Source organism: Pseudomonas sp. USHLN015 (genome assembly GCF_037153275.1).
GTDB lineage: Bacteria > Pseudomonadota > Gammaproteobacteria > Pseudomonadales > Pseudomonadaceae > Metapseudomonas > Metapseudomonas tohonis.
Window position 1 is genome coordinate 152,652 of the sequence record NZ_JBBCKP010000001.1, and the last position, 25,258, is coordinate 177,909.

The 25,258-nt window shown below is 68.6% G+C and carries 23 protein-coding genes; 14 read left to right on the forward strand and 9 right to left on the reverse strand.

The window, feature by feature from the left end; translation table 11 throughout:
- The first annotated feature begins 32 nt into the window (after positions 1-32).
- The 4 genes from WFQ67_RS00685 (at position 33) to ggt (ending at position 4,279) form a co-directional block, all read left to right on the forward strand.
- Entirely contained in the window at positions 33-1,628 is a 1,596-nt protein-coding gene (locus WFQ67_RS00685; RefSeq protein WP_111264447.1) for a GMC family oxidoreductase, read from the forward strand.
- 92 nt (positions 1,629-1,720) lie between these two features.
- Entirely contained in the window at positions 1,721-2,200 is a 480-nt protein-coding gene (gene coaD, locus WFQ67_RS00690) for a pantetheine-phosphate adenylyltransferase (RefSeq protein ID WP_213627881.1), read from the forward strand.
- A gap of 116 nt (positions 2,201-2,316) precedes the next feature.
- A complete protein-coding gene (locus WFQ67_RS00695; protein ID WP_111264445.1) occupies positions 2,317-2,568 on the forward strand; it encodes a YfhL family 4Fe-4S dicluster ferredoxin in 252 nt (83 codons plus the stop codon).
- 4 nt (positions 2,569-2,572) lie between these two features.
- Positions 2,573-4,279 carry a gamma-glutamyltransferase gene (gene ggt / locus WFQ67_RS00700; RefSeq protein ID WP_337055949.1) on the forward strand — a complete coding sequence of 569 codons (1,707 nt, stop codon included), beginning with the start codon at positions 2,573-2,575 and terminating at the stop codon, positions 4,277-4,279.
- A 10-nt stretch (positions 4,280-4,289) separates the two neighbouring features.
- Here ggt and WFQ67_RS00705 read toward each other — a convergent pair whose 3' ends face one another.
- From WFQ67_RS00705 to WFQ67_RS00725, 5 genes are all read right to left on the reverse strand, one after another.
- Positions 4,290-6,119 carry a Na/Pi cotransporter family protein gene (locus WFQ67_RS00705; protein WP_337055951.1) on the reverse strand — a complete coding sequence of 610 codons (1,830 nt, stop codon included), beginning with the start codon at positions 6,117-6,119 and terminating at the stop codon, positions 4,290-4,292.
- Positions 6,120-6,230: 111 nt separating this feature from the next.
- Positions 6,231-6,569, reverse strand: a complete 339-nt coding sequence (locus tag WFQ67_RS00710; RefSeq protein WP_173175126.1) for a multidrug transporter — start codon at positions 6,567-6,569, stop codon at positions 6,231-6,233.
- Positions 6,570-6,646: 77 nt separating this feature from the next.
- A complete protein-coding gene (locus WFQ67_RS00715; protein WP_337055952.1) occupies positions 6,647-7,225 on the reverse strand; it encodes a lysophospholipid acyltransferase family protein in 579 nt (192 codons plus the stop codon).
- Between the two features lie 50 nt (positions 7,226-7,275).
- Complete coding sequence (gene mutM / locus WFQ67_RS00720; RefSeq protein ID WP_213627873.1) at positions 7,276-8,088, reverse strand: bifunctional DNA-formamidopyrimidine glycosylase/DNA-(apurinic or apyrimidinic site) lyase; 813 nt, start codon at positions 8,086-8,088, stop codon at positions 7,276-7,278.
- Between the two features lie 30 nt (positions 8,089-8,118).
- Positions 8,119-8,931, reverse strand: a complete 813-nt coding sequence (locus tag WFQ67_RS00725; protein WP_213630383.1) for an HDOD domain-containing protein — start codon at positions 8,929-8,931, stop codon at positions 8,119-8,121.
- A gap of 189 nt (positions 8,932-9,120) precedes the next feature.
- Between WFQ67_RS00725 and WFQ67_RS00730 the strand changes: the two genes are divergently transcribed.
- The 7 genes from WFQ67_RS00730 to WFQ67_RS00760 all read left to right on the forward strand — a co-directional run bounded on the left by WFQ67_RS00730 (position 9,121) and on the right by WFQ67_RS00760 (position 17,756).
- Positions 9,121-9,660 (forward strand): type 1 glutamine amidotransferase domain-containing protein, encoded by a 540-nt coding sequence (locus tag WFQ67_RS00730; RefSeq protein WP_213627871.1) that lies wholly within the window; start codon positions 9,121-9,123, stop codon positions 9,658-9,660.
- 75 nt (positions 9,661-9,735) lie between these two features.
- Positions 9,736-10,932: a class I SAM-dependent rRNA methyltransferase gene (locus WFQ67_RS00735; protein WP_337055953.1), complete on the forward strand. Its 1,197-nt coding sequence runs from the start codon at positions 9,736-9,738 to the stop codon at positions 10,930-10,932.
- A 190-nt stretch (positions 10,933-11,122) separates the two neighbouring features.
- Entirely contained in the window at positions 11,123-13,153 is a 2,031-nt protein-coding gene (locus WFQ67_RS00740; protein ID WP_337055954.1) for a hemopexin repeat-containing protein, read from the forward strand.
- Positions 13,154-13,398: 245 nt separating this feature from the next.
- A complete protein-coding gene (gene ilvD / locus WFQ67_RS00745) occupies positions 13,399-15,240 on the forward strand; it encodes a dihydroxy-acid dehydratase (RefSeq protein WP_173175144.1) in 1,842 nt (613 codons plus the stop codon).
- Between the two features lie 82 nt (positions 15,241-15,322).
- Complete coding sequence (locus tag WFQ67_RS00750) at positions 15,323-15,664, forward strand: hypothetical protein (protein WP_337055956.1); 342 nt, start codon at positions 15,323-15,325, stop codon at positions 15,662-15,664.
- 210 nt (positions 15,665-15,874) lie between these two features.
- Positions 15,875-17,254, forward strand: coding sequence for a nucleobase:cation symporter-2 family protein (locus tag WFQ67_RS00755; RefSeq protein WP_337055957.1), 1,380 nt, complete (start codon positions 15,875-15,877; stop codon positions 17,252-17,254).
- A gap of 43 nt (positions 17,255-17,297) precedes the next feature.
- Positions 17,298-17,756, forward strand: coding sequence for a metallophosphoesterase family protein (locus WFQ67_RS00760; protein WP_337056135.1), 459 nt, complete (start codon positions 17,298-17,300; stop codon positions 17,754-17,756).
- A 221-nt stretch (positions 17,757-17,977) separates the two neighbouring features.
- On the opposite strand, the gene WFQ67_RS00765 is transcribed toward WFQ67_RS00760, so the two are convergent.
- A complete protein-coding gene (locus WFQ67_RS00765) occupies positions 17,978-18,490 on the reverse strand; it encodes a dihydrofolate reductase (protein WP_337055958.1) in 513 nt (170 codons plus the stop codon).
- A 157-nt stretch (positions 18,491-18,647) separates the two neighbouring features.
- Here WFQ67_RS00765 and WFQ67_RS00770 point away from each other — a divergent pair, with 157 nt between their 5' ends.
- The 3 genes from WFQ67_RS00770 to WFQ67_RS00780 all read left to right on the forward strand — a co-directional run bounded on the left by WFQ67_RS00770 (position 18,648) and on the right by WFQ67_RS00780 (position 22,644).
- Entirely contained in the window at positions 18,648-19,799 is a 1,152-nt protein-coding gene (locus tag WFQ67_RS00770) for a glycerophosphodiester phosphodiesterase (protein WP_213627858.1), read from the forward strand.
- A 96-nt stretch (positions 19,800-19,895) separates the two neighbouring features.
- Positions 19,896-21,284, forward strand: coding sequence for a DUF2868 domain-containing protein (locus tag WFQ67_RS00775; RefSeq protein ID WP_337055959.1), 1,389 nt, complete (start codon positions 19,896-19,898; stop codon positions 21,282-21,284).
- A complete protein-coding gene (locus WFQ67_RS00780) occupies positions 21,277-22,644 on the forward strand; it encodes a GTPase/DUF3482 domain-containing protein (protein WP_213627854.1) in 1,368 nt (455 codons plus the stop codon). The genes WFQ67_RS00775 and WFQ67_RS00780 overlap by 8 nt, the downstream gene beginning before the upstream one ends.
- 150 nt (positions 22,645-22,794) lie before the next feature.
- On the opposite strand, the gene WFQ67_RS00785 is transcribed toward WFQ67_RS00780, so the two are convergent.
- The 3 genes from WFQ67_RS00785 to WFQ67_RS00795 are packed head-to-tail and all read right to left on the reverse strand — an operon-like array spanning position 22,795 to position 25,178.
- On the reverse strand, positions 22,795-23,589 hold the full coding sequence (locus WFQ67_RS00785; RefSeq protein ID WP_263152148.1) for a thymidylate synthase: 795 nt from the start codon (positions 23,587-23,589) through the stop codon (positions 22,795-22,797).
- Complete coding sequence (gene lgt, locus WFQ67_RS00790; RefSeq protein WP_173175163.1) at positions 23,586-24,386, reverse strand: prolipoprotein diacylglyceryl transferase; 801 nt, start codon at positions 24,384-24,386, stop codon at positions 23,586-23,588. The genes WFQ67_RS00785 and lgt overlap by 4 nt, the downstream gene beginning before the upstream one ends.
- 9 nt (positions 24,387-24,395) lie before the next feature.
- Positions 24,396-25,178, reverse strand: a complete 783-nt coding sequence (locus WFQ67_RS00795; protein ID WP_337055961.1) for a sulfite exporter TauE/SafE family protein — start codon at positions 25,176-25,178, stop codon at positions 24,396-24,398.
- Positions 25,179-25,258: the final 80 nt, after the last annotated feature.

The window sequence follows — 25,258 nt, forward strand, 5'->3', positions numbered from 1 at the left end:
CGGCCGCTTTCGGCGAGACCGAGGATTGACTGATGCCCGTACCCGATCTGTTCGCCGACGGCATGGCCCGCGGCTGGAAGACCCACAATGGCTCGCGACTCGAGCAGGACCTGACCCTGGAGGCCGATGTCGCCATCGTCGGCTCCGGCGCGGGCGGCGGCACCACCGCCGAGATACTCAGCGCCGCCGGCTACAAGGTGCTGATCATCGAGGAAGGCCCGCTGAAGACCAGCAGCGACTTCAAGATGCAGGAAGCCGAGGCCTACCCGAGCCTCTACCAGGAAGGCATCGGCCGCATGACCAAGGACGGCGCGGTGACCGTCCTCCAGGGCCGGGCCGTGGGCGGCACCACCCTGATCAACTGGACCTCCAGCTTCCGCACCCCCGACCCGACCCTGGAGCACTGGGCCAGGGAGCACGGCGTCAAGGGCCACAGCCCGGCAGAGATGGCCCCCTGGTTCGAGAAGATGGAACAGCGCCTGGGCGTCGCGCCCTGGGCCATTCCGCCGAACCCCAACAACGACGTGCTGCGCAGCGGTTGCGAGAAGCTCGGCCTGCACTGGAAGGTCATCCCGCGCAACGTGCGCGGCTGCTGGAACCTCGGCTACTGCGGCATGGGCTGCCCGACCAACGCCAAGCAGTCGATGCTGGTCACCACCATCCCCGCGACCCTCGACAAGGGCGGCGAGTTGCTCTACCTGGCCCGCGCCCATCGCCTGCTGATCGACGGCGACAAGGTCACCGGCATCGAATGCCAGGGCATGGACGAGCGCTGCGTGGCGCCCACCGGCCGTACCATCACCGTCAAGGCGCGGCACTACGTGCTCTCCGGTGGCGGCATCAACACCCCCGGCCTGCTGCTGCGCTCCGACGCGCCCGACCCGCACGGCCGCACCGGCAAGCGCACCTTCCTGCACCTGGTGAACTTCTCCGCCGCCCAGTTCGAGCAGGTGATCAACCCGTTCTATGGCGCGCCGCAATCCATCTACTCCGACCACTACCAGTGGGACGACGGCACCACCGGGCGCATGTCCTACAAGCTCGAAGTGCCGCCACTGCAGCCTGCGCTCACCGCCACCCTGCTCGGCCGCTTCGGCATCGACAACGCCCTGCGCATGGAGCAGCTGCCGCACACCAACGTGATGCTCGCCCTGCTGCGCGACGGCTTCCACCCGGACAGCGCCGAAGGCACGGTGGAACTGCGCGGCGACGGCAGCCCGGTGCTCGACTACCGCATGACCGACTACACCTGGGACGGCGTGCGCCGCGCCTTCCAGGTGATGGCCGAGATCCAGTTCGCCGCCGGGGCCAAGGCCGTGCTGCCGCTGCATGCCGACGCCGGCTACGTGAAGACCGCCGCCGAGGCGCGCACGCTGATCGACGGCCTGTCGCTCGAGCTGTACCGCACCCGCCTGGGCAGCGCCCACGTGATGGGCGGTTGCGCCATGGGCGAGGACCCCAAGCAGGCGGTCACCGACAGCCTCGGCCGTCACCACCAGCTGGCCAACCTGTCGATCCACGACGGCTCGCTGTTCCCCACCAGCATCGGCGCCAATCCGCAGCTGTCGGTCTACGGGCTGACCGCACAGCTATCCACCGCCCTCGCCGAGCGCCTCAAGAGCGCCTGAGCGGGATAAACCGGCATGCTCCGGCGTCTTGGCCGCCGGGGCATGCTGCGCTACCATCCGATTCCCTTACGGACCCCTGCCAGGACGTAGCGATGAACCGAGTGTTGTATCCGGGCACCTTCGACCCGATCACCAAAGGCCACGGCGATCTGATCGAACGTGCCTCCCGCCTGTTCGACACCGTGATCATCGCGGTGGCCGCCAGCCCCAAGAAGAACCCGCTGTTCTCCCTGGAGCAACGCGTCGAGCTGGCCAGGGAAGTCACCAAGCACCTGCCCAACGTCGAGGTGGTGGGCTTCTCCACCCTGCTGGCGCACTTCGTCAAGGAGCAGAAGGCCAATGTCTTCCTCCGTGGCCTGCGCGCCGTCTCCGATTTCGAGTACGAGTTCCAGCTGGCCAACATGAACCGCCAGTTGGCGCCGGACGTGGAGAGCATGTTCCTCACCCCGTCGGAGCGGTACTCCTTCATCTCCTCCACCCTGGTGCGCGAAATAGCGGCCCTGGGCGGGGACATCACCAAGTTCGTCCACCCCGCGGTGGCCGAGGCCCTGGCCGAGCGCTTCAAGCGCTGAGCCCCGCGATACGGCGGTCGGCGCGCGCAAAAGGTGCGCCGACCGCGCCATTCCGGCACAATTCCGCCATTGTCTGCTGAGCACCGCCGCCGCACGGCGACGGTAGGAGTTGTTCCATGTCCCTCAAGATCACCGACGACTGCATCAACTGCGACGTCTGCGAACCCGAGTGCCCCAACGGGGCCATCTCCCAGGGCGAGGAGATCTATGTCATCGACCCGAACCTGTGTACCGAGTGCGTCGGCCACTACGACGAGCCGCAGTGCCAGCAGGTCTGCCCGGTGGACTGCATCCCCCTCGACGACGCCCGTGTCGAAACCCGCGAGCAGTTGATGGACAAGTACCTGAAGCTCACGGGCAAGGCCTGACGCCATGGGCCGCCAGCTCCGTGACACGGCCTGGCGCCCCGCCCTGCTCGCGGCGCTGCTGCTGTTCAGCGTCGCACTGCGGGCGGCGCCTCCCGACCAGGCGGCCGTGGCCAGCGCCCAGCCCTCGGCCACCGTGGCCGGCCTGGAGACCCTGGCCATGGGCGGCAACGCCTTCGACGCCGCGGTGGCCATCAGCGCCGCCCTGGCAGTGGCCGAGCCCCACGGCTCCGGCCTCGGCGGCGGCGGTTTCTTCCTCCTGCGCAAGGCCGGCGACAAGCAACCCACCTACCTGTTCCTCGACGCCCGCGAACGCGCGCCCCTCGCCGCGCGCCCTGATCTCTACATGCGCGACGGCAAGGTACAGCCGCAGCTGTCCATCAACGGCCCGCTGGCCGCCGCCATTCCCGGCCTGCCCGCCGCGCTGGTGGACCTGTCCCAGCACCACGGCCGCCTGCCCCTCGGTGACGCCCTCGCCCCGGCCATCCGCCTGGCCCGCGACGGCATCTCGGTCGATCGCGTGTACATCGAGCGCGCCGGCTTCCGCCTCGCGGCGATGCGCGACGACCCCGAGACGGCGCGCATCTTCCTCGACGACAAGGGCGAGGTGCCCGATGAATTCAGCCTGCTGCGCCAACCCGACCTGGCGCGCACCCTGGAGCGCATCGCCCGCTACGGCAAGGCCGGTTTCTATGCCGGCGAGACCGCCACAAAGCTGGTGAAGGGCGTGCGCGATGCCGGTGGCATCTGGACCCAGCAGGACCTGGACAGCTACCGCGTGGTGGAACGCCAACCGCTGCGCTACGCCCTGGCCGACGGCCGCGAACTGATCAGCGCACCGCCGCCCTCGGCCGGCGGCGTGGCCCTGGCCCAGAGCCTGGCGATGCTGCAGCAGCTGCCCTGGCGTGAAGGCGACAAGCTGCAGCGCACCCACTACGTGGTCGAGGCGCTGCGCCGTGCCTACCGCGACCGTGGCCTGCTGGGCGACCCCGACTTCATCGCCAACCCGGTGAGCCAGCTGCTCGCGCCGGACTACCTGAAGCGCCTGGCCGCCGGCATCGACCCGCAGCGCGCCACCCCCAGCGCCAGCCTGCCGCCCGCCCCCGCCTGGCGCGAGGGCGACCACACCACCCACTTCGCGGTGATCGACAAGGACGGCAACGCCGTCGCCGCCACGCTGTCGGTGAACCTGCCCTTCGGCGCCGCCTTCGTCGCCCCGGGCACCGGCGTGCTGCTCAACGACGAGATGGACGACTTCGCCGCCGACACCCACGGCGCCAACGCCTATGGCCTGGCCGGCAGCCAGGCCAACGCGGTGGCCGCCGGCAAGCGCCCGCTGTCGAGCATGAGCCCCACCTTCATCGAGAGCGCGAAGGAATTCACCGCCTTCGGCACCCCGGGCGGCAGCCGCATCCCCAGCATGGTGCTGCTGTCGATACTGGAATACCTCGACGGCCAGCCCGTCGCCCGCTGGCCGGCGGTGCCGCGCTACCACCACCAGTACCTGCCCGACGTCATCGAGCACGAGCCGAGCACCTTCAGCGACGCCGAGATCGCCGCACTGCAGTCGCGTGGCTACAGCCTGAAACGCGTCGAGCGCGGCTACGGCAACCAGCAAGTGCTGTTCTGGGACAAGGACGGCGGCCGTATCGAAGCCGCCAGCGACCCGCGCGGCGTGGGCCTGGCCAAGACGCTGGAGGAGGAGCGGCGCTGAGCCTCGCGGCTCAGGGCAGCTCGATCACCCCTTCGTCGTCCATCGCCGCAGCCTTGCGGAACAGCCCCTGGCCCTGGCCGATCATCAGCACGTTGCGCAGGCTCTGGATGATGCGGCTGGCATAGCCCAGGTCGTTCATCAGCGAACTCATCTGCAGGCCATCCAGCTGGCCACTGCGCACCGCGGCGAACAGGCGGTCACGGAAGTCGCCATCGAAATCCGCGGCCTTCTCGTCGAGCCATTGCAGGTGCTGCGACCAGACTTCGTCCGGCAGCTCCGAACGGCTCAGCTCGCGCACCTGGTGCAAGGTCGCCAGCAAGTGGCGGCGCAGCTCCACGTAGGCATCCCGCGTCGCCGACGGCCCGCCCTCCAGGTAATGGCCGAGGTTCTTCTGCAGGTGCTTGGCATCCTTCACCGCATCCACCAGCTGCAGCGCCGCCACCTGGCAGCTGACCCAGAACTGCTGGTGCGCCTCGTCCAGCGTCACCTCCAGGCGCCCCATGAAGCTCAGCAGGTCGCCGTACACACCCTTGATGTGGCGCTGGTAGAGCGTCTCGGCATCCAGGTGATGGCGCACGGGCGGTGCCTGCAACGCGGCCTCGTCGGGGCGGTCCTTGCCCAGCAGGTCCACCGGCAAAAACAGCGCGTGGCAGATCACCTCCAGGCTCAGGCGCCCGAGATGGCGCAGCTCCTGCACCACCGCGCTGGCCGCCGCGTCGGCCGAATCCAGGGCGCGTTCGCTGAGGTAGCGCGCGCGGATCCGCTCCGCCTCCGCCGGCCCCACCGCCAGTTCGGTGATCAGCACCTGGGGCTCGCTGCGCTCGGGCAGCCAGCGCACCAGCAGGGTCGCAAGAAGCGCCTGCCCGGGCCAGAACAGCATCACGCCCAACGCGTTGAACAGGGTGTGGAACATCGCCAGCTGGATCAGCGGGTTGTCTCCCAGACCCATCGGCTCCGCCAGGGCATGCACCAGCCAGGTCAGGGGGCCGAGCAGGGCGAAGGCGAGCACGCCGGTGACGACGTTGAACAGCACATGGGCCAATGCCAGACGCTGGCCGCTGCGGTTGCCGCCGAGCGAGCCGACGAAGGCGGTGGTGACGCTGCTGCCAATGTTGGAGCCGATGGCGATCGCCAGGCTCTGACCCAGCTCCAGCTGGCCGCCGGCCAGGGCCGCGAGGGTCAGCATCAGGGCCGCATGGCTCGATTGCAGCACCACGGTGACCAGCAGGCCGATGACCGCGAACATCAGGCTTCCGGCCAGCCCGTCGACTTGGTGGCCGCTCATGTCGAAGCCACCGCCGAAGCTGGCGAAGCCATCCTTGATCTGGTCGATGCCGAGGAAGATGAAGGCGATGCCCAGCACGATGCGCCCGGCCGCCTTGCTGCGCGGGCCGACGAAGCCGGCGAGCACGCCGAACACCAGCAGCGGCAGGGCCATGGGGCTGAGGCTGAGGTTCTGCCCAGCCATGGCCAGCAGCCAGATGCCGCTGGTGGCCCCGAGGTTGGCGCCGAAGAGGATGGCGATGCCGCCGGCCAGCTGGATCAGCCCGGTACTGATGAAGGCGATGGTGAGCAGGGAAACCAGGGTGCTGGACTGCAGCAGCAGCGTCCCGCAGACACCGAACATCAGGCCCTTGAACGGCGTCGAGGTGCTACGCCCCAGCAACTGCTCGAGCTTGCCGCCGGCCAGGTCACGCAGCCCCTCCTCCAGGCACTGCATGCCGAAGAGGAACAGCGCCAGCCCCGCGCAAAGCTGCAGCCAGCCGGCACTCATCCAGAAGCTGCCGGCAAGCCCGACGGCCGCCAGCACCAGCAGCGCGGTAATTGGAAAACCCTTCACCTCATCCCCCTCCCTGGCAGGCGCCGAACGGGGCGCCATAAATGCAAACGGCCCCTTGCTCATCGCTGGGCAAGGGGCCGTCTCCGGCTCGAGGAGCCGAGAATAGCGCGATCAGTCTTTCTGGTAACCGCTGCTGGTGCAGCCCAGGCAACGCACGAAGGCTTCCTTGCCCGGATCGACCACCAGGGCCTTGCCGGCGGCACCGACATTGCCGCCCAGGGCGCTGAAGGGCAGGCTCACCACGAACAGTCCGGCACCGACGACGGTCGCACCGATGAGCAGCGGACGGGCGATCAGCAGGTCGCCGACCATGGAATAGGCGGGCGGCGCGTCGGCGGTGTACATCGGGTCGCCGCTGGCGTTCTGCTGCACCACCTCAGCCTGCGCCTGCAGCGCCATGAGGCCAGTGGTCAGCGCCAAGACAGCAGCGGAAGTGCGGAACAGGTTCATGATGCAATCCTTCGGCTATTAGAGGAGTAATGCGGCTAACTATAACAGTGCCCGCGCGCTTTTCAGCGTGACGGCCTTCAATCGCCGTTAAAAGCGTAGTCGGGTTTTTTCGGCTCGTACGGCAGGTAGAACGCCAGCAGGCGGCGCAGATCGGCCGCGGCATCGCCGGTGGTCCAGAACGGCTCGCCGATGACGATGCGCCGGTTGCGGTAGTCCAGTGCCGCCGGCACCACCGGGACCTGCGCGCCACGGGCGATGTGGTAGAAGCCCATCTTCCAGCGCTCCACCCGCTTGCGCGTGCCTTCCGGCGACAGCACGAGGATGAATTCGCGGTTCTCGGCGAAGACCTGCACGGCCTGCTCGACCTGGTTGAGCTTGAGGTGGCGCTGGATGGGAATGCCGCCCCAGCGCTCCATCAGCCCGGCGAACGGCCAGCGGAAGATGCTGTGCTTGCCGAACCAGCGGGCGTTCAGGCGGAGGATGAACTTGGCCGCGATGAACAGCACGAAATCCCAGTTGGACGTGTGGTGCGCGCCGATCACCACGAACTTGTCGAGGGGCGGCAGCTGCCCCTCGATGCGCCAGCCCAGGAGCCGGAAGACCCCATGGCCGATGGCCTCCGCAACCGCGTTGCGGGGCAGGTAGTTGCCGGACATCCTTCACCTCTTCTTATTGTTCTCGGCACGGTACGGGAGAGTGCGCCCCGCTAACGCTGGCAGCGCGGGCAGTAGACGCTCGCCCGTTGCCCCAGCTTGACCTCGCGCAGGGTGGAACCACAGACCTTGCAGAACTCGCCGCCGCGCCCATATGCGAACAGCTCCTGCTGGAAATAACCCGGCTGGCCGTCGCCGCCGACGAAGTCGCGCAGCGTGGTGCCACCGCGCTCGATGGCGTGGGCGAGGATGCGCTTGATCTCCTCGGCGAGCCTCAAGTAGCGCGCCCGCGACACGCTGCCCGCCTCGCGGCGCGGGTCGATGCCGGCGGCGAACAGCGCCTCGGTGGCGTAGATGTTGCCCACGCCCACCACTACGGCGTTGTCCATGATGAAGGGTTTGACCGCCATGCTGCGCCCGCGGGAGAGCTGGTACAGGCGGTCACCGTCGAACAGGTCCGTCAGCGGCTCGGGGCCGAGGTTGCGCAGCAATTCGTGGTTGTGCGGATCCGGGCTCCATAGCAGCGCGCCGAAGCGCCGCGGATCGGTGTAGCGCAGCGCCAGGCCCGACTCCAGCTCGATATCCACATGCTCGTGCTTGGCCGCCAGCGTCCCCGTCTCCACCAGGCGCAGGTTGCCGGACATACCCAGGTGGCTGATCAGCGTGCCCGCCTCGGCCTGCAGCAGCAGGTACTTGGCGCGGCGCTCGACGACCACGAAACGCTGGCCGGACAGGCGCACGTCGAGGTCCTCCGGGATGGGCCAGCGCAGGCGGCGCTCACGCACCACCACGCGGCTCACGCGCTGGCCCTCGAGGTAGGGCGCGATGCCCCGCCGCGTGGTTTCGACTTCAGGTAGTTCAGGCATGGATGTCTCGACGTGCAGCGTTGCGGGCGATCAGTTGGCGCCCAGTTCGCGGATGCTTTCCTTGAGGTTCTCGAAGTCGTACTCCGAGAGGCCGACGTAGTCGAGCACCAGCGCCCTGACGCTGTTCCACTCGTGGTCATCGGCCTGGTTGCCCAGCACCAGGTGCGAGGCACAGACGTGCTCGGCCATCTTCAGGATCGCCAGCAGCGTCTTCAGCGGCGCATCGCGCCCGGAGTCGTCGCTGAAGATCGACAGCGCGTTGTGGTGGTTGGCGATGGCCTCGCAGAGGTGCTCCGGCAGGCGCCAGGAGCGCGCGGTGAAGTAGCCCACCACCGCGTGGTTGGTATTGAGCAGGCGGTTCTCGGTGTCGACGATGCGGCGCTCGGCGTTGGCACTGGCATAGGCCTCCTCCAGCACCGTCATGTAGTCCGGGAAGCGCTTGAGCATCAGCGGGATGCCGCAGTTGTGGAACAGCCCCAGCGCGTAGGCCTCGTCCGCCTGCTGGTGGCCGATGCGCTTGGCCAGGGTCAGGCAGGTCATGGCCACGTCCTGGGCGGTGTCCCAGAAACGGTTGAGGGTGACGATGGTCTCGTCGGTCATCTCGCCCTTGATCGACTGCGCGTTGATCAGGTTGATCACCGTGTTGCAGCCCAGCAGGTTGACCGCCTGCTGGATCGAGGCGATGCGGTTGGTCAGCCCGTAGAACGGCGAGTTGACGATCTTCAGCAGTGCGCCCGACAGGCCCGGGTCCTGGCTGATGAGCTTGGCGATGGTGCGCAGGTCCGGGCTGGGCATGACCTGCTCCATCTGCAGGTCGACCATGATCTGCGGCTGGGGCGGCACGCTGATGCCCTGGAGGAAATGGCGAATCTGTTCTGCAGAGAGTTCTTGGGCCATGACAGCGAGACTGAGGCGGGGAGTTGGGGTGACAGTCTAACTCCAGCCGCTGGTGAAGAGGCCATCGATTTACCTGAACTTTCGCCTAACGGTCGGCTCGGAAACTGAACACCCCACAACGACGGGAGACCCCCAATGAGCCAGTCCATCAAGGGCAAGCGCGTGGCCCTGCTGGTGACCGACGGATTCGAGCAGGTCGAGCTGACCGGGCCGAAGAAGGCCCTCGAAGACGCCGGCGCCATCGCCGAGATCGTGTCCGCCAGCACCGGCAAGGTCACCGGCTGGAACCACACCACCCCGGCCGACAGCTTCGCCGTCGACCGCACCTTCGACACCGCCCGCATCGACGACTACGACGCCCTGGTGCTGCCCGGCGGCGTGGTCAACGCCGACACCATCCGCCTGGACGAAATGGCCCAGGAACTGGTGCGCGACGCCGCTCGCGCCAACAAGCCCATTGCTGTGATCTGCCATGGCGCCTGGCTGCTGGCCAGCGCCGACCTGGTCAAGGGCAAGACCCTGACCAGTTGGCCCTCCCTCACCGACGACCTGAAGAACGCCGGTGCCAACTGGGTGGACGAGGAAGTGGTGGTCGACGGCAAACTGATCAGCAGCCGCAAGCCCGACGACCTCCCGGCCTTCAACCGCAAGCTGATCGAGGCCCTCGCGGCCTGAGCACGAGCGCCCGCCGGTAGCAGGATCGGCGGGCGCCTTCGGTTATAATCCCGCTCTTTTTCCGGAGAGCGACCCATGTCCCTGCCCAGCCTGCGCCTCAAAGCCAACGCCGATCGACGCCTGCGCGCCGGCCACCTGTGGGTCTACAGCAACGAGATCGACGTGGTCGCCACTCCGCTGAACGCCTTCCAGCCCGGCGACCAGGCCATCCTCGAAGCCGCTGGCGGCAAGCCCCTGGGCGTGGTCGCGCTGAGCCCGAACAACCTGATCTGCGCCCGCCTGGTGTCCCGCGACGTCAAGCACGTGCTGGACAAATCCCTGCTGGTGCACCGCCTCAACGTCGCCCTGAGCCTGCGCGAGCGCCTCTTCGACAAGCCCTTCTACCGCCTGGTCTACGGCGACTCCGACCTCCTCCCCGGCCTGGTGGTGGACCGCTTCGGCGACCACCTGGTGGTGCAACTGGCCTCCGCCGCCATGGAGCGCAACAGGGACGCTGTGCTGGATGCCCTGGTGCAAGTGCTCAAGCCCCGTGGCGTACTGTGGAAGAACGACTCCGCCGCCCGTGACGCCGAGGGCCTGGAGCGCTACGTCGACACCGCCTTCGGCGTGGTGCCCGAGTGGGTCGCCCTGGAAGAGAACGGCGTGAAGTTCGAAGCCCCGGTGCTGGAAGGCCAGAAGACCGGCTGGTTCTACGACCACCGCATGAACCGCGCGCGCCTGGCGCCCTATGTCAAAGGCAAGCGCGTGCTCGACCTGTTCAGCTACATCGGCGGCTGGGGCGTGCAGGCCGCGGCCTTCGGCGCCAGCGAAGTGTTCTGCGTCGACGCCTCCGGTTTCGCCCTCGACGGCGTCGAGCGCAACGCCACCCTCAACGGCGTGGCGGAGCAGGTCACCTGCGTGGAAGGCGATGTCTTCGAAGCCCTGAAGGAGCTGAAGGCCGCCGAAGAACGCTTCGACGTGGTCGTGGCCGACCCGCCCGCCTTCATCAAGCGCAAGAAGGACCTGAAGAACGGCGAGGCCGCCTACCGCCGCCTCAACGAACAGGCCATGCGCCTGCTCAACAAGGACGGCATCCTGGTCAGCGCCTCCTGCTCCATGCACCTGCCCGAGGACGACCTGCAGAACATCCTGCTCGGCAGCGCCCGCCACCTGGACCGCAACATCCAGTTGCTGGAACGCGGCGGCCAGGGCCCGGACCACCCGGTGCACCCGGCCATCCCGGAAACCCGCTACATCAAGAGCATCACCTGCCGCCTGCTGCCCAACAGCTGAGGTTCCGACCACGCCCCGGCCCTTGTGCCGGGGCGTCGTCATCCGCCTGCCGCATTCCCTTCACCAAAATTTCATCCCCTCCCGCTTCGCTGTCATTCCCCCGCAATCCGGCCACGCTGGTATAGACCACCGCGAGGCAAGCCAGCCGTCTGCATCGCATCGCTGCAACCACAACAATCAAGGATGCGTCATGACAACGATGAAACGCGCGGGGCGCCTGCTCGCCTTCGCAACCGCCTCGCTGCTCGCCTTGCAGGCCCAGGCCGGGGCCAACAAGGTGCTGTTCTTCGGCATCGACGGCTTCAAGGCCGATGCCATTCCCGCCGGCAACATGGTCAACCTCGAACAGCTGATCGCCAGCGGCGTGTACACCGACGGCGGCTGGTCGCCGGACACCTCCATGAGCGGCCCGGGCTGGTCGACCCTGTTCATGGGCGTCGAGCGCGACAAGCACGGCGTGCGCGACAACAACTTCACCGGGCAGAACTACGCCCAGTACCCGCACTTCCTCACCCTGCTGGAGCAGCGCAAGCCCCAGCTGGTCACCGCCTACGCCTACAACTGGTCGCCGCTGTACGCGCAGATGAAGCCCCAGGCCGACCTCAGGTTCGACGGCCCCGAGGCCAACGACCCGGTTCTCATCGCCCAGGCCGAGGACTGGCTGCGCAACCGCGCCGACCTCGATGTGCTCAGCGCGTACTACTACGGCGTCGACGAAGCCGGCCACAGCCATGGCTTCCATTCCGATACCCCGCAATACGTCCAGGCCATGGGCCAGGCCGACGCCGCCCTCGGCCGGCTGCTGCAAGCGATCAAGTCGCGCCCGACCTACGCCCAGGAGAACTGGCTGATCGTGGTCAGCACCGACCACGGCGGCACCAGCACCGGTCACGGAGCCAACCGCCCCGAGCATCGCAAGGTGGCCGTGGTGATGAGTGGCGCCGGCATCCCCGCCCTCGGCCGTAACCGACTGGCCACGCCGCTGCGCCAGGTGGACGTGGTGCCCACCCTGTTCGAGCACCTGGGCGTCTCCACCCAGGGCCTGGCCCTCGACGGCCGCTCGCGCCTGCACCCCGTGCCGCGCACCTTCGCCTTCGGCCAGAACCTCCTGGCCAACCCCGGCGCCGAGTACGGCGCGGCCCATACCGACCTGGCCTACGACCCGGACATCGCCGGCTGGACCAAGGGCGGCCTGCAGACGGTGATGCGCTACGGCGCCCGCAGCGAACTGCCGGCCGGCCAGGGCCAACTCTTCGTCGGCCAGGGCAAGGGCTCGCTGACCCAGCGCATCGCGCTGCCGCCCGAAGCCGCCGGTCGCCCCTTCCAGCTCGACGCCCTGCTCGGCGCCAGCGCCGGCAGCAGCCATGACGCCCGCGTGCTGGTGCGCTTCCACACCGCCGAGAAGCGCAGCTCGGTGTACTGGAACGACGACACCGGCTACTTCTTCGCCGGCGACCGCTACTACCGCTACAACTACCGCGACGACAAGGTCGACGCCGGTTATCCACAGCCCATAGCCGGCAACTGGATGGGCTTCGAAGGCTTCGAGGGCGGCGCGCGGGACATCGACGCCGGCTTCAACGCCGGCAACGGCAAGGCGTACTTCTTCAAGGGCACCCAGTACGTGCGCTTCGACATCGCCAGCGACCGCGTCGACCCCGGCTACCCCAAGCCCATCGCCAGCAACTGGGCGGGCCTGGAGCGCTTCACCGGCGGCGCCCGCGACATCGACGACGTGCTCGAAGTCAGCGGCTCCAGGCTCTACTTCTTCAAGGGCAGCCAGTACATCCGCTACAACCTGACCACCGGCGACAAGGCGGACAAGAACTACCCGCTGGACCTCTCCGGCGCCACCTGGTCGGGCGTGCAGCAGTGGCCCCTGGGCCTGGACGCGGCGGTCAAGCGCAACGCATCCATCGCCTACCTGTTCAACGGCGGCGAGTACGTGCGCTACAACCTGATCACCGACAAGGCCGAGAGCGGCTACCCACGCCCGGTGGATGGTGCCACCTGGCCGGGGCTCGATGGCTTCGTCGAGGCCGGCAGCGCCTTCGCCACGCCCTCCCTGGGCGCCGCCGAGCGCAACGGCCAGGCCCTGGCGCGCAACCTCTACGGCACGGTGCCGGCCGGGGCCACGTCGGTCGAGGTCGAGCTGCGCTTCGAGAAGGGCAGCGGCGCGGGTTTCCCCTTCGCCGATGAGCTGAACTTCCGCGTCGACTGACCGCTCGTCACCCAGGTGCGCGCCGACCGCTCGGCCCCCGGCCTTCCGCCCGGAGCGCACCTGGGATTAGAATCCCCGCTTCCCTGCCACACCCTCAGGCGGGCCAGTGAGCCCCGGCCGAGCGCGCGGTGATCCCGCGATGCCCTCACGCCACCTCCGGACGCGACGACCACATCCGTTTGCCAACGGCACCCACCGCGCTCACGATACGACCTATAACCTGATCAGCCTGCAGGACAGAAGACATGCCCGATTACCGCTCGAAGACCTCCACCCACGGCCGCAACATGGCCGGCGCCCGTGCCCTCTGGCGCGCCACCGGGATGAAGGACGAAGACTTCAAGAAGCCGATCATCGCCATCGCCAACTCCTTCACCCAGTTCGTGCCCGGCCACGTGCACCTGAAGGACCTGGGCCAGCTGGTCGCCCGCGAGATCGAGAAGCACGGTGGCGTGGCCAAGGAATTCAACACCATCGCCGTCGACGACGGCATCGCCATGGGCCACGACGGCATGCTCTATTCCCTGCCGAGCCGCGAGATCATCGCCGACTCCGTGGAATACATGGTCAACGCCCACTGCGCCGACGCCATCGTCTGCATCTCCAACTGCGACAAGATCACCCCCGGCATGCTGATGGCCGCCCTGCGCCTGAACATCCCCGTGGTGTTCGTCTCCGGCGGCCCGATGGAAGCCGGCAAGACCAAGCTGGCCAACCACGGCCTGGACCTGGTGGACGCCATGGTGGTGGCCGCCGACGACTCCTGCTCCGACGAGAAGGTCGCCGAGTACGAGCGCAGCGCCTGCCCCACCTGCGGTTCCTGCTCCGGCATGTTCACCGCCAACTCGATGAACTGCCTGACCGAGGCCCTGGGCCTGTCGCTGCCCGGCAACGGCTCCACCCTGGCCACCCACAGCGATCGCGAGCAGCTGTTCCTGCGTGCCGGCCGCCTGGCCGTCGAGCTGTGCCAGCGCTACTACGGCGAGGGCGACGAGTCCGTGCTGCCGCGCAACGTCGCCAGCTTCAAGGCCTTCGAGAACGCCATGACCCTGGACATCGCCATGGGCGGTTCCACCAACACCATCCTGCACCTGCTGGCCGCCGCCCAGGAGGCGGAGATCGCCTTCGACCTTCGCGACATCGATCGCCTGTCGCGCAAGGTGCCGCAGCTGTGCAAGGTGGCGCCGAACATCCAGAAGTACCACATGGAAGACGTGCACCGTGCCGGCGGCATCTTCAGCATCCTCGGCGAGTTGGCCCGTGGCGGCTTGCTGCACACCGACGTGCCCACCGTGCACAGCCCGAGCATGAGCGATGCCATCGCGCAGTGGGACATCACCCAGACCGATGACGAGAAGGTCCACACCTTCTTCAAGGCGGGCCCGGCCGGCATCCCGACCCAGGTCGCGTTCAGCCAGAGCACCCGCTGGGACACCCTGGACGACGACCGCGCCGAAGGCTGCATCCGCAGCGTCGAGCACGCCTACTCCCAGGAAGGCGGCCTGGCCGTGCTCTACGGCAACATCGCCCTCGACGGCTGCGTGGTGAAGACCGCCGGCGTGGACGAGTCCATCCACGTGTTCGAAGGCACCGCGAAGATCTTCGAGAGCCAGGACAGCGCCGTCAAGGGCATCCTCGCCGACGAAGTGAAGGCCGGCGACATCGTCATCATCCGCTACGAAGGCCCGAAAGGCGGCCCGGGCATGCAGGAAATGCTGTACCCCACCAGCTACCTGAAGTCCAAGGGCCTGGGCAAGCAATGCGCCCTGCTCACCGACGGCCGCTTCTCCGGCGGCACCTCGGGCCTGTCCATCGGCCACGCTTCCCCGGAAGCCGCCGCCGGTGGCGCCATCGGCCTGGTGCAGGACGGCGACAAGGTGCTGATCGACATCCCCAACCGCAGCATCAACCTGCTGGTCTCCGATGAAGAGCTGGCCACCCGCCGCGCCGCGCAGGACAAGAAAGGCTGGAAGCCCGCCGCCCCGCGCGCGCGCAAGGTGACCACCGCCCTCAAGGCCTACGCCCTGCTCGCCACCAGCGCCGACAAGGGCGCCGTGCGCAACAAGGCGATGCTGGAAGACCTGTAAGCGCTGCCTGCGAACGGAAAAGCCCGGCCTCGTGCCGGGCTTTTTATTCCCATTGCTGTTCATCAGGAGCCCGCCGGACCTCATGCAGAACCTGAAGCTCGAATTCGAAGAGAACGCCGCCGAGTTCTACATCGCCTCACTTGCGAGAGGAATTCTCGAAGGCATCAAGAGCGGCGCCCTGACTGCGGAGACCGGAATCTGGTCCCTGGGCCGCCCTGTATTGCGCAACGCCTTGGCAATCACCTCTATCAGCACGGAGTTGATGGAGGTTCTGGAAGGCTTCGACGAGCTCGACGCCCTGGCCGAACTCGGCATAGACCCACAGCCCACGCTACAACGCATGATCGATGCACTGGACCGGTGCCAACGCTCCATCGATAACCGCGAAACGAGCCTGATCATTCGCGCCTTCAGTGCTCCGTAGGGTGCGCCTGTCATGTAGGGGCGACTTCAGTCGCCCAAGGCCGTGCAGCGGCCCCATGCCCGGCCCGAAGCGGGCGAATGAATTCGCCCCTGCACAAACGCGTCCGCAGCAGGCGATTCGCGAGCAGAGCTCGCTCCTACGAAGCGCTCAACGCCCCTCGCCGCACTTGACCATTCAGGTAGAATCGCCGCTTTTTCGCCGGCCCCCACCATGACCACACTGGAAAACCCCTCCGCCCCCGAGTCCCGCAACGAGCTGGTCTACGGCCTCGACGACAAACCGCGCCCGCTGGTGGCGCTGCTCGCCGCGCTGCAGCACCTGCTGGCGATCATCGTGCCCATCGTCACGCCCGGCCTGCTGATCTGCCAGGCCATCGGCGTCTCGGCGCGCGACACCAACCTGATCGTCTCCATGTCGCTGGTGATCTCCGGCATCGCCACCTTCGTCCAGTGCAAGCGCTTCGGCCCATTCGGCGCCGGGCTGCTGATCGTCCAGGGCACCAGCTTCAACTTCGTCGGCCCGCTGATCGCCGGCGGCGCACTGATGGTCAAGCAGGGCACCACGGTGGAAGCGGTGATGGCCGCCATCTTCGGCGTGGTGATCGCCGGCTCCTTCGTGGAGATGGGCATCTCGCGCATCCTGCCCTTCGTCAAACGCCTGATCACCCCGCTGGTGACCGGCATCGTGGTGCTGATGATCGGCCTGACCCTGATCAAGGTCGGCCTGATCAGCATGGGCGGCGGCTTCGGCGCCATGGCCAACGGCACCTTCGCCAACGGCGAGAACCTGCTGCTGTCCGGCACCGTGCTGGCGATCATCGTCGTACTCAACCGCATCCCCGTGGTGTGGCTGCGCAGCTGCGCCATCGTCATCGCCCTGGCCGTGGGTTACCTCCTGGCCGGCTACCTGGGCCGCCTGGACTTCACCGGCATGCACCAGGCCGAACTGTTCCAGGTGCCGATGCCGCTGCACTTCGGGCTCGGCTTCTCCTGGAGCCTGTTCGTCCCGATGCTGGTGATCTACCTGGTCACCTCGCTGGAAGCCATCGGCGACGTCACCGCCACCAGCAAGGTCTCGCGCCAGCCGGTGGAAGGCCCGCTGTGGATGCAGCGCATCAAGGGCGGCGTGCTGGTGAACGGCGCCAACTCGCTGCTGGCCGGCGTGTTCAACACCTTCCCCAGTTCGGTGTTCGCACAAAACAACGGCGTGATCCAGCTCACCGGCATCGCCAGCCGCCACGTCGGCCTGTGGATCGCCGTGGTGCTGGTGATCCTCGGCCTGTTCCCGGCGGTGGCCGGCGTGATCCAGGCCGTGCCCGAGCCGGTGCTCGGCGGCGCGGCCATGGTGATGTTCGGCGCGGTGGCCGCCTCGGGCATCAACATCCTCGCCGGCATCGAGCTGGACCGCCGCGCGCTGCTGATCATCGCCGTGTCCCTGGCCCTCGGCCTGGGCGTGTCGCAGGTGCCCGAGTTCCTCGCGCACATGCCGGCGGCGCTGCGCAACGTGCTGGAATCCGGTGTCGCCACCGGCGGCATCTGCGCACTGTTGCTGAACTGGTTCCTGCCGGAATCCCCGCGCACGCCCCAGTGATGCAGAATGGGCCTCGCATTCCCACGAGGCCCCTTCCATGACCCTGCGCATCGGCCTGATCGCCGACACCCACGGCCTGCTCCGGCCCCAGGCCCTGGCGGCCCTTGAAGGCTGCGACCACATCCTGCATGCCGGCGACATCGGCAAGCCCGAGATCCTCGACACCCTGCGCCGCCTGGCGCCACTGACCGTGGTGCGCGGCAACAACGACACCGAGCACTGGGCGCAACGCATCCCTCACGACGCCACCCTGCGCTCCGGCGGCACCTGCCTCTACCTGATCCACGACCAGGCGGACATCCCCGCCGACCTCGCCACGCGCGGCGTCGACGCCATCATCACCGGCCACTCCCACAAGCCATTGATCGCCCGCCGCGACGGCATCCTCCACATCAACCCGGGCAGCGCCGGGCCACGGCGCTTCAAGCTGCCGATATCGGTGGGATTGCTGCTGATCGAGGACGGGCGAATCCGCGCGGAGCTGCTCGAGCTGGAAGTCTGAACGCCAGGAATTATGAGGTGGCGAGCTCCCATCCGTAGGATGGGAAGAGCGGAGCGAAACCCATGCGGTCACGGGGCACGCCGCATCGATGGGTTTCGTACCGCTACCCGTCCTGCAGGGATGAAGATCCGAACGGGGTATCGCCCGGCCCGCCTGTGGCGGTCGATCCGGGCGCAGGGCGGACGGCGCGTCTTGCGTCCACCGACGATGTTCTCGCCGGCTCAGCGCCGCTCCCACACCTGGAAGGCATAGGCGGGAGTGGTGTCGCTGGCCTCGTGCTCGATGCTGGAGGCCAGGTGCCAATCGGCATCCGGCACCTCGGGGAAGAAGGCATCGCCTTCCGGGGCCTGTTCCACGCGGGTCAGGTACAGGCGATCGCCATGCTCCAGGCCCTGGGTGTAGAGCTGGGCACCGCCGATCAGCATCACTTCCTCGGCGTCTTCCTCACGGGCCCAGGCTTCGGCGCGGGCCACGGCGTCTTCCAGGCTGGCGAACACCTCGGCGCCCTCCAGCTGCAGGCCGGCCTGGCGGCTGACCACCAGGTTGAGGCGACCCGGCAGCGGGCGGCCGAGGGAATCCCAGGTCTTGCGACCCATGATGATCGGCTTGCCCAGGGTCAGGGCCTTGAAGTGCTTGAGGTCCGCCGGCAGGTGCCAGGGCAGTTGGTTGTCGCGGCCGATCACGCGGTTCTGCGCGAGGGCGGCGATGAGGGCGAGGGGCAGGGTCTTTTTCATGGCGGCGAGAATACCAGAGCACGGCAGCCAGGCCAGCCGGCCTTTCTTTCTGCCTGTCGTGTCGGTCACGCCCGGCAACACTTGCCGCGCGGCGCACCACAAACCGTCATCTATCCTGCGGCAGGCTTGCGCTTTCCCCACCGCAAGGAGACGCCCCATGGCATCCACTTCTACCCTGCGGCATTGGCTGGCGGTCTGCAGCCTGACGTTGCCCCTCTGTTCGTTCGCCGCACCGGACCCGGTGCAATCCGCCATCGACTGGGCCGCCCAGCAGCCCCGCGCCACCCAGGGCCACGCCCAGGGCGAGGGCAAGCCGCTGGTGGTCGGCCATCGCGGCGCCAGCGGCTACGTGCCGGAGCACACCCTGGCCTCCTACGCCCTGGCCGCCCTGCAGGGCGCCGACTTCGTCGAGCCCGACCTGGTGATGACCCGCGACGGCCAGCTGGTGGCCCGCCACGACAACGAGCTGGGACTGACCACCGACGTCGGCAAGCACCCCGAGTTCGCCGACCGCAAGCGCACCCGGAACGTCGACGGCGTACCGCTCACCGGCTGGTTCAGCGAGGATTTCACCCTGGCCGAGCTGAAGACCCTCAAGGCCATCGAGCGCATCCCCCAGGTACGCCCGGGCAATGCGCGTCTGGACGGCGCCTTCGAGATCCCCACGCTGCAGGAGATCATCGACCTGGTGAAAAGCCTGCAACTCAGCCAGCAGCGCCGTATCGGCCTGTACATCGAGACCAAGCACCCCACCCACTTCCAGCAGCTCGGCCTGGCCATGGAGAAGCCGCTGCTGCGCACCCTGCAGCGCAACGGCTACACCGACCGCCGCTCGGCGGTGTACATCCAGTCCTTCGAGGTGGACAACCTGCAGCGCATCGCCCGGCAGAGCAGCATCCGCCTGATCCAGCTCTACGGCGCCGGCCAGCCCTATGACCAGCAGGTGCTGGGCAGCGGCCTGACCTACGCCCGGATGGCCAGCGCCGCCGGCCTCAAGGCCGTGGCCCGCTACGCCGCCGGCGTGGGCCCGGACAAGAGCTACGTGATCCCCCGCGATGCCGCCGGCAACCTGGGCCAGCCCACGCGCTTCGTCGCCGATGCCCACGCCGCCGGGCTCAAGGTGCACCCCTACACCTTCCGCGCGGAGAACGCCTTCCTCCCCGCCAACCTGCGCAACGGCAGCGACCCGCAGGTGCGCGGCGACATCGAGGCGGAGATCAACGCCTTTCTCGATGCCGGCATCGACGGCCTGTTCATCGACCAGCCGGACATCGCCGTGCGCGTGAGGGCGCAACGGGCCGCCCCCTGACCGCCCCCAGCGACGCCCCGGCCCAGCGGCCGGGGTTCCACCCTCCTGCCGTTCAGCGGTTATGCTTCTGCCTCGTCCCACCGGAAGAGAACCCGCGTGACCGAGAGCCCGCCGCCCAACCTCACTCCCCTGCAACGCCTCTGGCTGACCGAAGCCGTGCGCCTGCGCGAAGAACATGCCGGCCCCCTGGAGGACGGCGAAGCCAACCGCCGCGCCAATGCCGCCGGCGGCGACCTCGCCCAGCGCATCCAGACCCGCGCCCTGTGGCTCGCCGAACGCGACGGCCAACTGGCTGCCCTGCTGCACTGGCTGCAAGGTGCACGCCTGGCATTCGCCGCGCTGCTGCTGGTGGCGCTTGCCACCGGCGCCACGCTGGCGGTGGCCGCCCTGGGCGACGGCCAGCGCCCGGTCAATGTGTTCTGGGCCCTGGGCAGCCTGCTCGGCCTGCACCTGCTGATGCTGCTCGGCTGGTTGTTGGGGCTGGTCTTCGGCGGCCACTCCAGCATCCTCGGCCGCCTCTGGTGGTGGCTCAGCACCAAGCTCGCCCGGGATGCCGCCGCCGCGCAGCTGGGCCCGGCACTGATGGTGCTGCTGCAACGCCGCCGCCTCGCCCGCTGGGGGCTGGGCACACTGGTCAACGGGCTCTGGAGCCTCAGCCTGGGCACCGCCCTGCTGTGCCTGCTGGCACTGCTGGCCACCCGGCGCTACGGCTTCGTCTGGGAAACCACCATCCTCGGCAGCGATACCTTCGTCACCCTGACCCAGGCCCTGGGCGCCCTGCCCGCCCTGCTCGGCTTCGCCCTGCCGGACGCCGGCACCATCCGCGCCAGCAGCGACGTGGTGGCCGCCGCCGATGCGCGCCAGGCCTGGTCCGGCTGGCTGCTGGGGGTGACCCTGGTCTACGGCCTGCTGCCCCGCCTGCTGCTGACGGCGCTGTGCCTGTGGCGCTGGCACAGCGGCCGCGAGCGGCTCGACCTGGACCTCACCCTGCCCGGCTACGGCCTGCTGCGCGAGCGCTTGCAGCCGGCCAGCGAACGCCTCGGCGTGCTGGATGCCGATCCGGGCCTTTCGCCGCCCGGAACGACATCCGCCCTGCCGGAGAGCGGCAGTGGTGCGTTGCTGGTGGCCATCGAGCTGGACGACAGCCGCCCCTGGCCGCCCAGCCTGCCGCGCGGCGTGGGCGATGCCGGCATCCTCGACAGCCGCGAGCAACGCCAGCGCCTGCTGGAGCAGCTCACCCGCTTCCCCCCGCAACGCCTGGCCATCGCCTGCGACCCGCGCCGCTCGCCGGACCGCGGCACCCTGGCGCTGATCGGCGAACTGGCGCGCTGCGCCGCCGCCACGCGCATCTGGCTGCTGCCGGCCCCACCGGGCGCGGCGCTGGACAGCCTGCGCCTGGGCGAATGGCACCAGGCCCTCTCGCGCCTGGAGCTGGAGCATGCCGACAGCTCGCCCCTCGCCTGGCTGGAGAAGGGCCATGACTGACGCACTGAAACTGGCCGTGGTCGGCCACACCAACGTCGGCAAGACCTCGCTGCTGCGCACCCTGCTGCGCGACCGCGGCTTCGGCGAGGTGTCCCACCGCCCCAGCACCACCCGCCATGTCGAGGGCGCGCGCCTGTCGGTGGACGGCCAGCCGCTGCTGGAGCTCTACGACACCCCCGGCCTGGAAGACGCCATCGCGCTGCTGGATTACCTCGAACGCCTGGAGCGCCCCGGCGAGCGCCTGGACGGCCCGGCGCGGCTGGCACGCTTCCTCGACGGCAGCGAGGCGCGCCAGCGCTTCGAGCAGGAGGCCAAGGTGCTGCGCCAGCTGCTGGCCTCCGATGCCGGCCTCTACGTGATCGACGCCCGCGAGCCGGTGCTGGCCAAGTACCGCGACGAGCTGGCGGTGCTGGCCATGTGCGGCCGGCCGCTGCTGCCGGTGCTGAATTTCGTCGCGGTCGACGACCACCGCGAGGCCGAATGGCGCGAAGCCCTGGCCCGCCTGGGCCTGCATGCGCTGGTGCGCTTCGACAGCGTGGCGCCGCCGCTGGATGGCGAGCGCCGCCTCTACGAGAGCCTGGCCCTGCTGCTGGAACGGGCACGGCCACAACTGCAACGGCTGATCGAGGACCACGAGGCCCAGCGCGGCCTGCGCCAGCGGGCCGGGGCGCGACTGATCGCCGAGTTGCTGCTGGATGTCGCCGCCTGCCGGCGCAGCGTGGCGGCCGACGAGGCCAGCCTGGCCCGTGCCACCGAGGCCCTGCGCCAGCAGGTACGCGCCCGCGAGCAGGCCTGCGTCGACGCCCTGCTGCGCCTGCACGCCTTCCGCCCGGAAGATGCCGCCGCCGGAGACCTCCCTTTGCTGGATGGGCGCTGGGGCGACGACCTGTTCAACCCCGAGACCCTCAAGCAACTCGGCGTGCGCCTGGGGGGCGGCATGGCGGCGGGGGCGGCTGCCGGCGCCGGCGTCGACCTGCTGGTGGGCGGCCTGACCCTGGGCGCGGCGGCGGCCCTGGGCGCCATCGCCGGCGGTGCCTGGCAGACCGTCGGCCACTACGGCGAACGCCTGCTGGGCAAGATCAGGGGCCAGCGCGAGCTGACCGTGGACGATGCCATCCTGCGACTGCTCGCCCTGCGCCAGCGCCAGCTGCTGCAGGCCCTGGACGCGCGCGGGCACGCCGCCGTCGACGCCATACGGGTCGCGGCACCGGACGAGAAGCAATGGCGCCAGGGCAAGCTGCCCCCGGCCCTGGGCAAGGCACGGGCGCACCCGGAATGGTCATCGCTGAACCCCGGGGCGGAGCTGGAGCAGGCGGAGCGGCAGGAACAGGTGAAGGCGCTGGCGGCGGAGCTGGGGTGATGGAGAGAGGCGGCTGCGCCGCCCTGGGCGAATGAATTCGCCCCTACACGAGCCTGTTCGTACCAGCCCGGGGTGCCCTTTCGCGAATGAATTCGCTCCCACAAGGCGGGCTCCCAGCCAGGGAGCCGCGCCTGCGGAAGCGTGGCGGGGTCAGACCGCGACCGGGGCCTTGATGTGCGGGTGCGCCTGGTAGCCCACCAGCTCGAAGTCCTCGAACTTGAAGGCCAGCAGATCCTTCACCTCGGGGTTGAGCTTCATGGTCGGCAGGGGTAGCGGCTCGCGGGTGAGCTGCAGGTCGGCCTGCTCGATGTGGTTGGCGTAGAGGTGGCAGTCGCCGCCGGTCCAGACGAAATCGCCGGGCGCCAGGCCGCAGACCTGCGCCACCATCAGCGTCAGCAGGGCGTAGCTGGCGATGTTGAAGGGCACGCCGAGGAAGATGTCCGCCGAGCGCTGGTACAGCTGGCAGCTGAGCTTGCCGTCGGCCACGTAGAACTGGAACAGCGCGTGGCAGGGCGGCAGGGCCATCTGGTCGACCAGGGCCGGGTTCCAGGCGGAGACGATCAGGCGGCGCGAGTCAGGATTCTTGCGGATCATCTCGATCAGCTTGGCGATCTGGTCGATCGACTCGCCGTTGGGCGCCGGCCAGCTGCGCCACTGGTAGCCGTAGACCGGGCCCAGGTCGCCGTTCTCGTCGGCCCATTCGTCCCAGATGGAGACGCCGTTTTCCTTCAGGTAGCGGATGTTGGTGTCGCCCTGCAGGAACCACAGCAGCTCGTGAATGATGGATTTCAGGTGGCACTTCTTGGTGGTCACCAAGGGGAAGCCGTCGGCCAGGTCGAAGCGCATCTGGTGGCCGAACACGCTGTAGGTGCCGGTGCCGGTGCGGTCGCTCTTGAAGGTGCCGGTCTCGCGCACCAGGCGCATCAGGTCGAGGTACTGTTTCACGAAGCGACTCCTTGGACGGGCTGGCGGCGGTAGGCCCAGACGATCAGGCCGATGCCGCCGAGGATCATCGGCACGCAGAGGACCTGGCCCATGGTCAGCCAGCCGAAGGCGAGGTAGCCGAGCTGGGCGTCCGGCACGCGGACGAACTCGACGATGAAGCGGAAGATGCCGTAGCACAGCGCGAACATGCCGGAAACGGCCATGGTCGGGCGCGGCTTGCGCGAGTAGAACCAGAGGATGGCGAACAGCGCCACGCCCTCCAGGGCGAACTGGTACAGCTGCGACGGGTGGCGCGGCAGCGGGCCGCCGTTGGGGAAGATCATCGCCCAGGGCACGTCGGTGACCTTGCCCCAGAGTTCGGAGTTGATGAAGTTGCCGATGCGCCCGGCACCCAGGCCGATCGGCACCAGCGGGGCGATGAAGTCCATCAGCTGGAAGAAGCTCTTGCCGTTGCGCCGGCCGAACCACAGGGTCGCCAGCATCACGCCGATCAGACCGCCGTGGAACGACATGCCGCCCTTCCACACCTCGAGGATCAGCAGCGGGTTGGCGACGTAGGCCGGCAGGTCGTAGAACAGCACGTAGCCCAGGCGCCCGCCGGCGATCACGCCGAGGGCGACCCAGAACACCAGGTCGGAGAGCTTCTCGCGGGTCCAGGTCGGGTCGAAGGCCTTGAGCCGGCGCGAGGCCAGCCACCAGGCACCGCCGATGCCGATCAGGTACATCAACCCGTACCAGTGGATTTTCAGGGGTCCGAGGCTCAGGGCCACCGGATCGATCTGGGGATAAGCCAGCATCACGACTCCTTAGATCAGAAAACTCAGCCCGACCGCGAACAGCAGCAGGGCGAACAGGCGCTTGAGCAGACGCGGCGACAGGCGATGGGCCAGGCGCGCGCCGAAGCGGGCGAAGAACATGCTGGTCAGCGCGATGCCGGCCAGCGCGGGGAGATAGACGAAGCCGAGGCTCCACTGCGGCAGGTGCGGCTCGTTCCAGCCCAGCACCATGAACGACAGGGCACTGGCCAGGGCGATGGGCAGCCCGCAGGCGGAGGAGGTCGCTACCGCCTGCTGCATGGGCACGCTGCGCCAGGTGAGGAAGGGCACGGTCAGCGAGCCGCCGCCGATGCCGAAGATCGCCGAGGCCCAGCCGATGAAGACGCCGGCGCCGGTCAGCCCGGGTTTGCCGGGCACCTCGCGGCTGGCCTTGGGCCTGAGGTCCAGGGCCATCTGGATGGAAACCAGGATGGCGAAGCTGCCGATGATCTTCTGCAGCATGGGCCCCTGGATCGCCTTGGCGGTGAGCGAACCCAGCGCGGCGCCGAGGAGGATGCCGAGGGTCATCCAGGCGAAGATGTGCCAGCGCACGGCGCCCTTGCGATGGTGCTCGCGCACGGCGTTGACCGACGTGAAGATGATGGTCGCCAGCGAGGTGCCCACGGCGATGTGGGTGAGGACGCTGGGGTCGAATCCCTGGGCGGTGAAGCTGAGCACCAGGACCGGCACGATGATCATGCCGCCACCGACGCCGAACAGCCCCGCGAGCACGCCGGCGCAGGCGCCGAGTACCAGGTACAGCAGGAATTCCATCGACACCCCCGAGAGCAAAGCGGCATGGTAACGGAAGCCCGCGTCGCGCTCCAATCGGGACGATGGATGTCCTGCAGCGG

Excerpts from the sequence above, each read along its gene's own strand:
- WFQ67_RS00685 (WP_111264447.1), top strand. The coding sequence starts at position 33 with ATGCCCGTACCCGATCTGTTCGCCGACGGCATGGCCCGCGGCTGGAAG.
- coaD (WP_213627881.1), top strand. The coding sequence starts at position 1,721 with ATGAACCGAGTGTTGTATCCGGGCACCTTCGACCCGATCACCAAAGGC.
- WFQ67_RS00695 (WP_111264445.1), top strand. The coding sequence starts at position 2,317 with ATGTCCCTCAAGATCACCGACGACTGCATCAACTGCGACGTCTGCGAA.
- ggt (WP_337055949.1), top strand. The coding sequence starts at position 2,573 with ATGGGCCGCCAGCTCCGTGACACGGCCTGGCGCCCCGCCCTGCTCGCG.
- WFQ67_RS00710 (WP_173175126.1), bottom strand. The coding sequence starts at position 6,569 with ATGAACCTGTTCCGCACTTCCGCTGCTGTCTTGGCGCTGACCACTGGC.
- WFQ67_RS00715 (WP_337055952.1), bottom strand. The coding sequence starts at position 7,225 with ATGTCCGGCAACTACCTGCCCCGCAACGCGGTTGCGGAGGCCATCGGC.
- mutM (WP_213627873.1), bottom strand. The coding sequence starts at position 8,088 with ATGCCTGAACTACCTGAAGTCGAAACCACGCGGCGGGGCATCGCGCCC.
- WFQ67_RS00730 (WP_213627871.1), top strand. The coding sequence starts at position 9,121 with ATGAGCCAGTCCATCAAGGGCAAGCGCGTGGCCCTGCTGGTGACCGAC.
- WFQ67_RS00735 (WP_337055953.1), top strand. The coding sequence starts at position 9,736 with ATGTCCCTGCCCAGCCTGCGCCTCAAAGCCAACGCCGATCGACGCCTG.
- WFQ67_RS00740 (WP_337055954.1), top strand. The coding sequence starts at position 11,123 with ATGACAACGATGAAACGCGCGGGGCGCCTGCTCGCCTTCGCAACCGCC.
- ilvD (WP_173175144.1), top strand. The coding sequence starts at position 13,399 with ATGCCCGATTACCGCTCGAAGACCTCCACCCACGGCCGCAACATGGCC.
- WFQ67_RS00750 (WP_337055956.1), top strand. The coding sequence starts at position 15,323 with ATGCAGAACCTGAAGCTCGAATTCGAAGAGAACGCCGCCGAGTTCTAC.
- WFQ67_RS00755 (WP_337055957.1), top strand. The coding sequence starts at position 15,875 with ATGACCACACTGGAAAACCCCTCCGCCCCCGAGTCCCGCAACGAGCTG.
- WFQ67_RS00765 (WP_337055958.1), bottom strand. The coding sequence starts at position 18,490 with ATGAAAAAGACCCTGCCCCTCGCCCTCATCGCCGCCCTCGCGCAGAAC.
- WFQ67_RS00770 (WP_213627858.1), top strand. The coding sequence starts at position 18,648 with ATGGCATCCACTTCTACCCTGCGGCATTGGCTGGCGGTCTGCAGCCTG.
- WFQ67_RS00780 (WP_213627854.1), top strand. The coding sequence starts at position 21,277 with ATGACTGACGCACTGAAACTGGCCGTGGTCGGCCACACCAACGTCGGC.
- lgt (WP_173175163.1), bottom strand. The coding sequence starts at position 24,386 with ATGCTGGCTTATCCCCAGATCGATCCGGTGGCCCTGAGCCTCGGACCC.
- WFQ67_RS00795 (WP_337055961.1), bottom strand. The coding sequence starts at position 25,178 with ATGGAATTCCTGCTGTACCTGGTACTCGGCGCCTGCGCCGGCGTGCTC.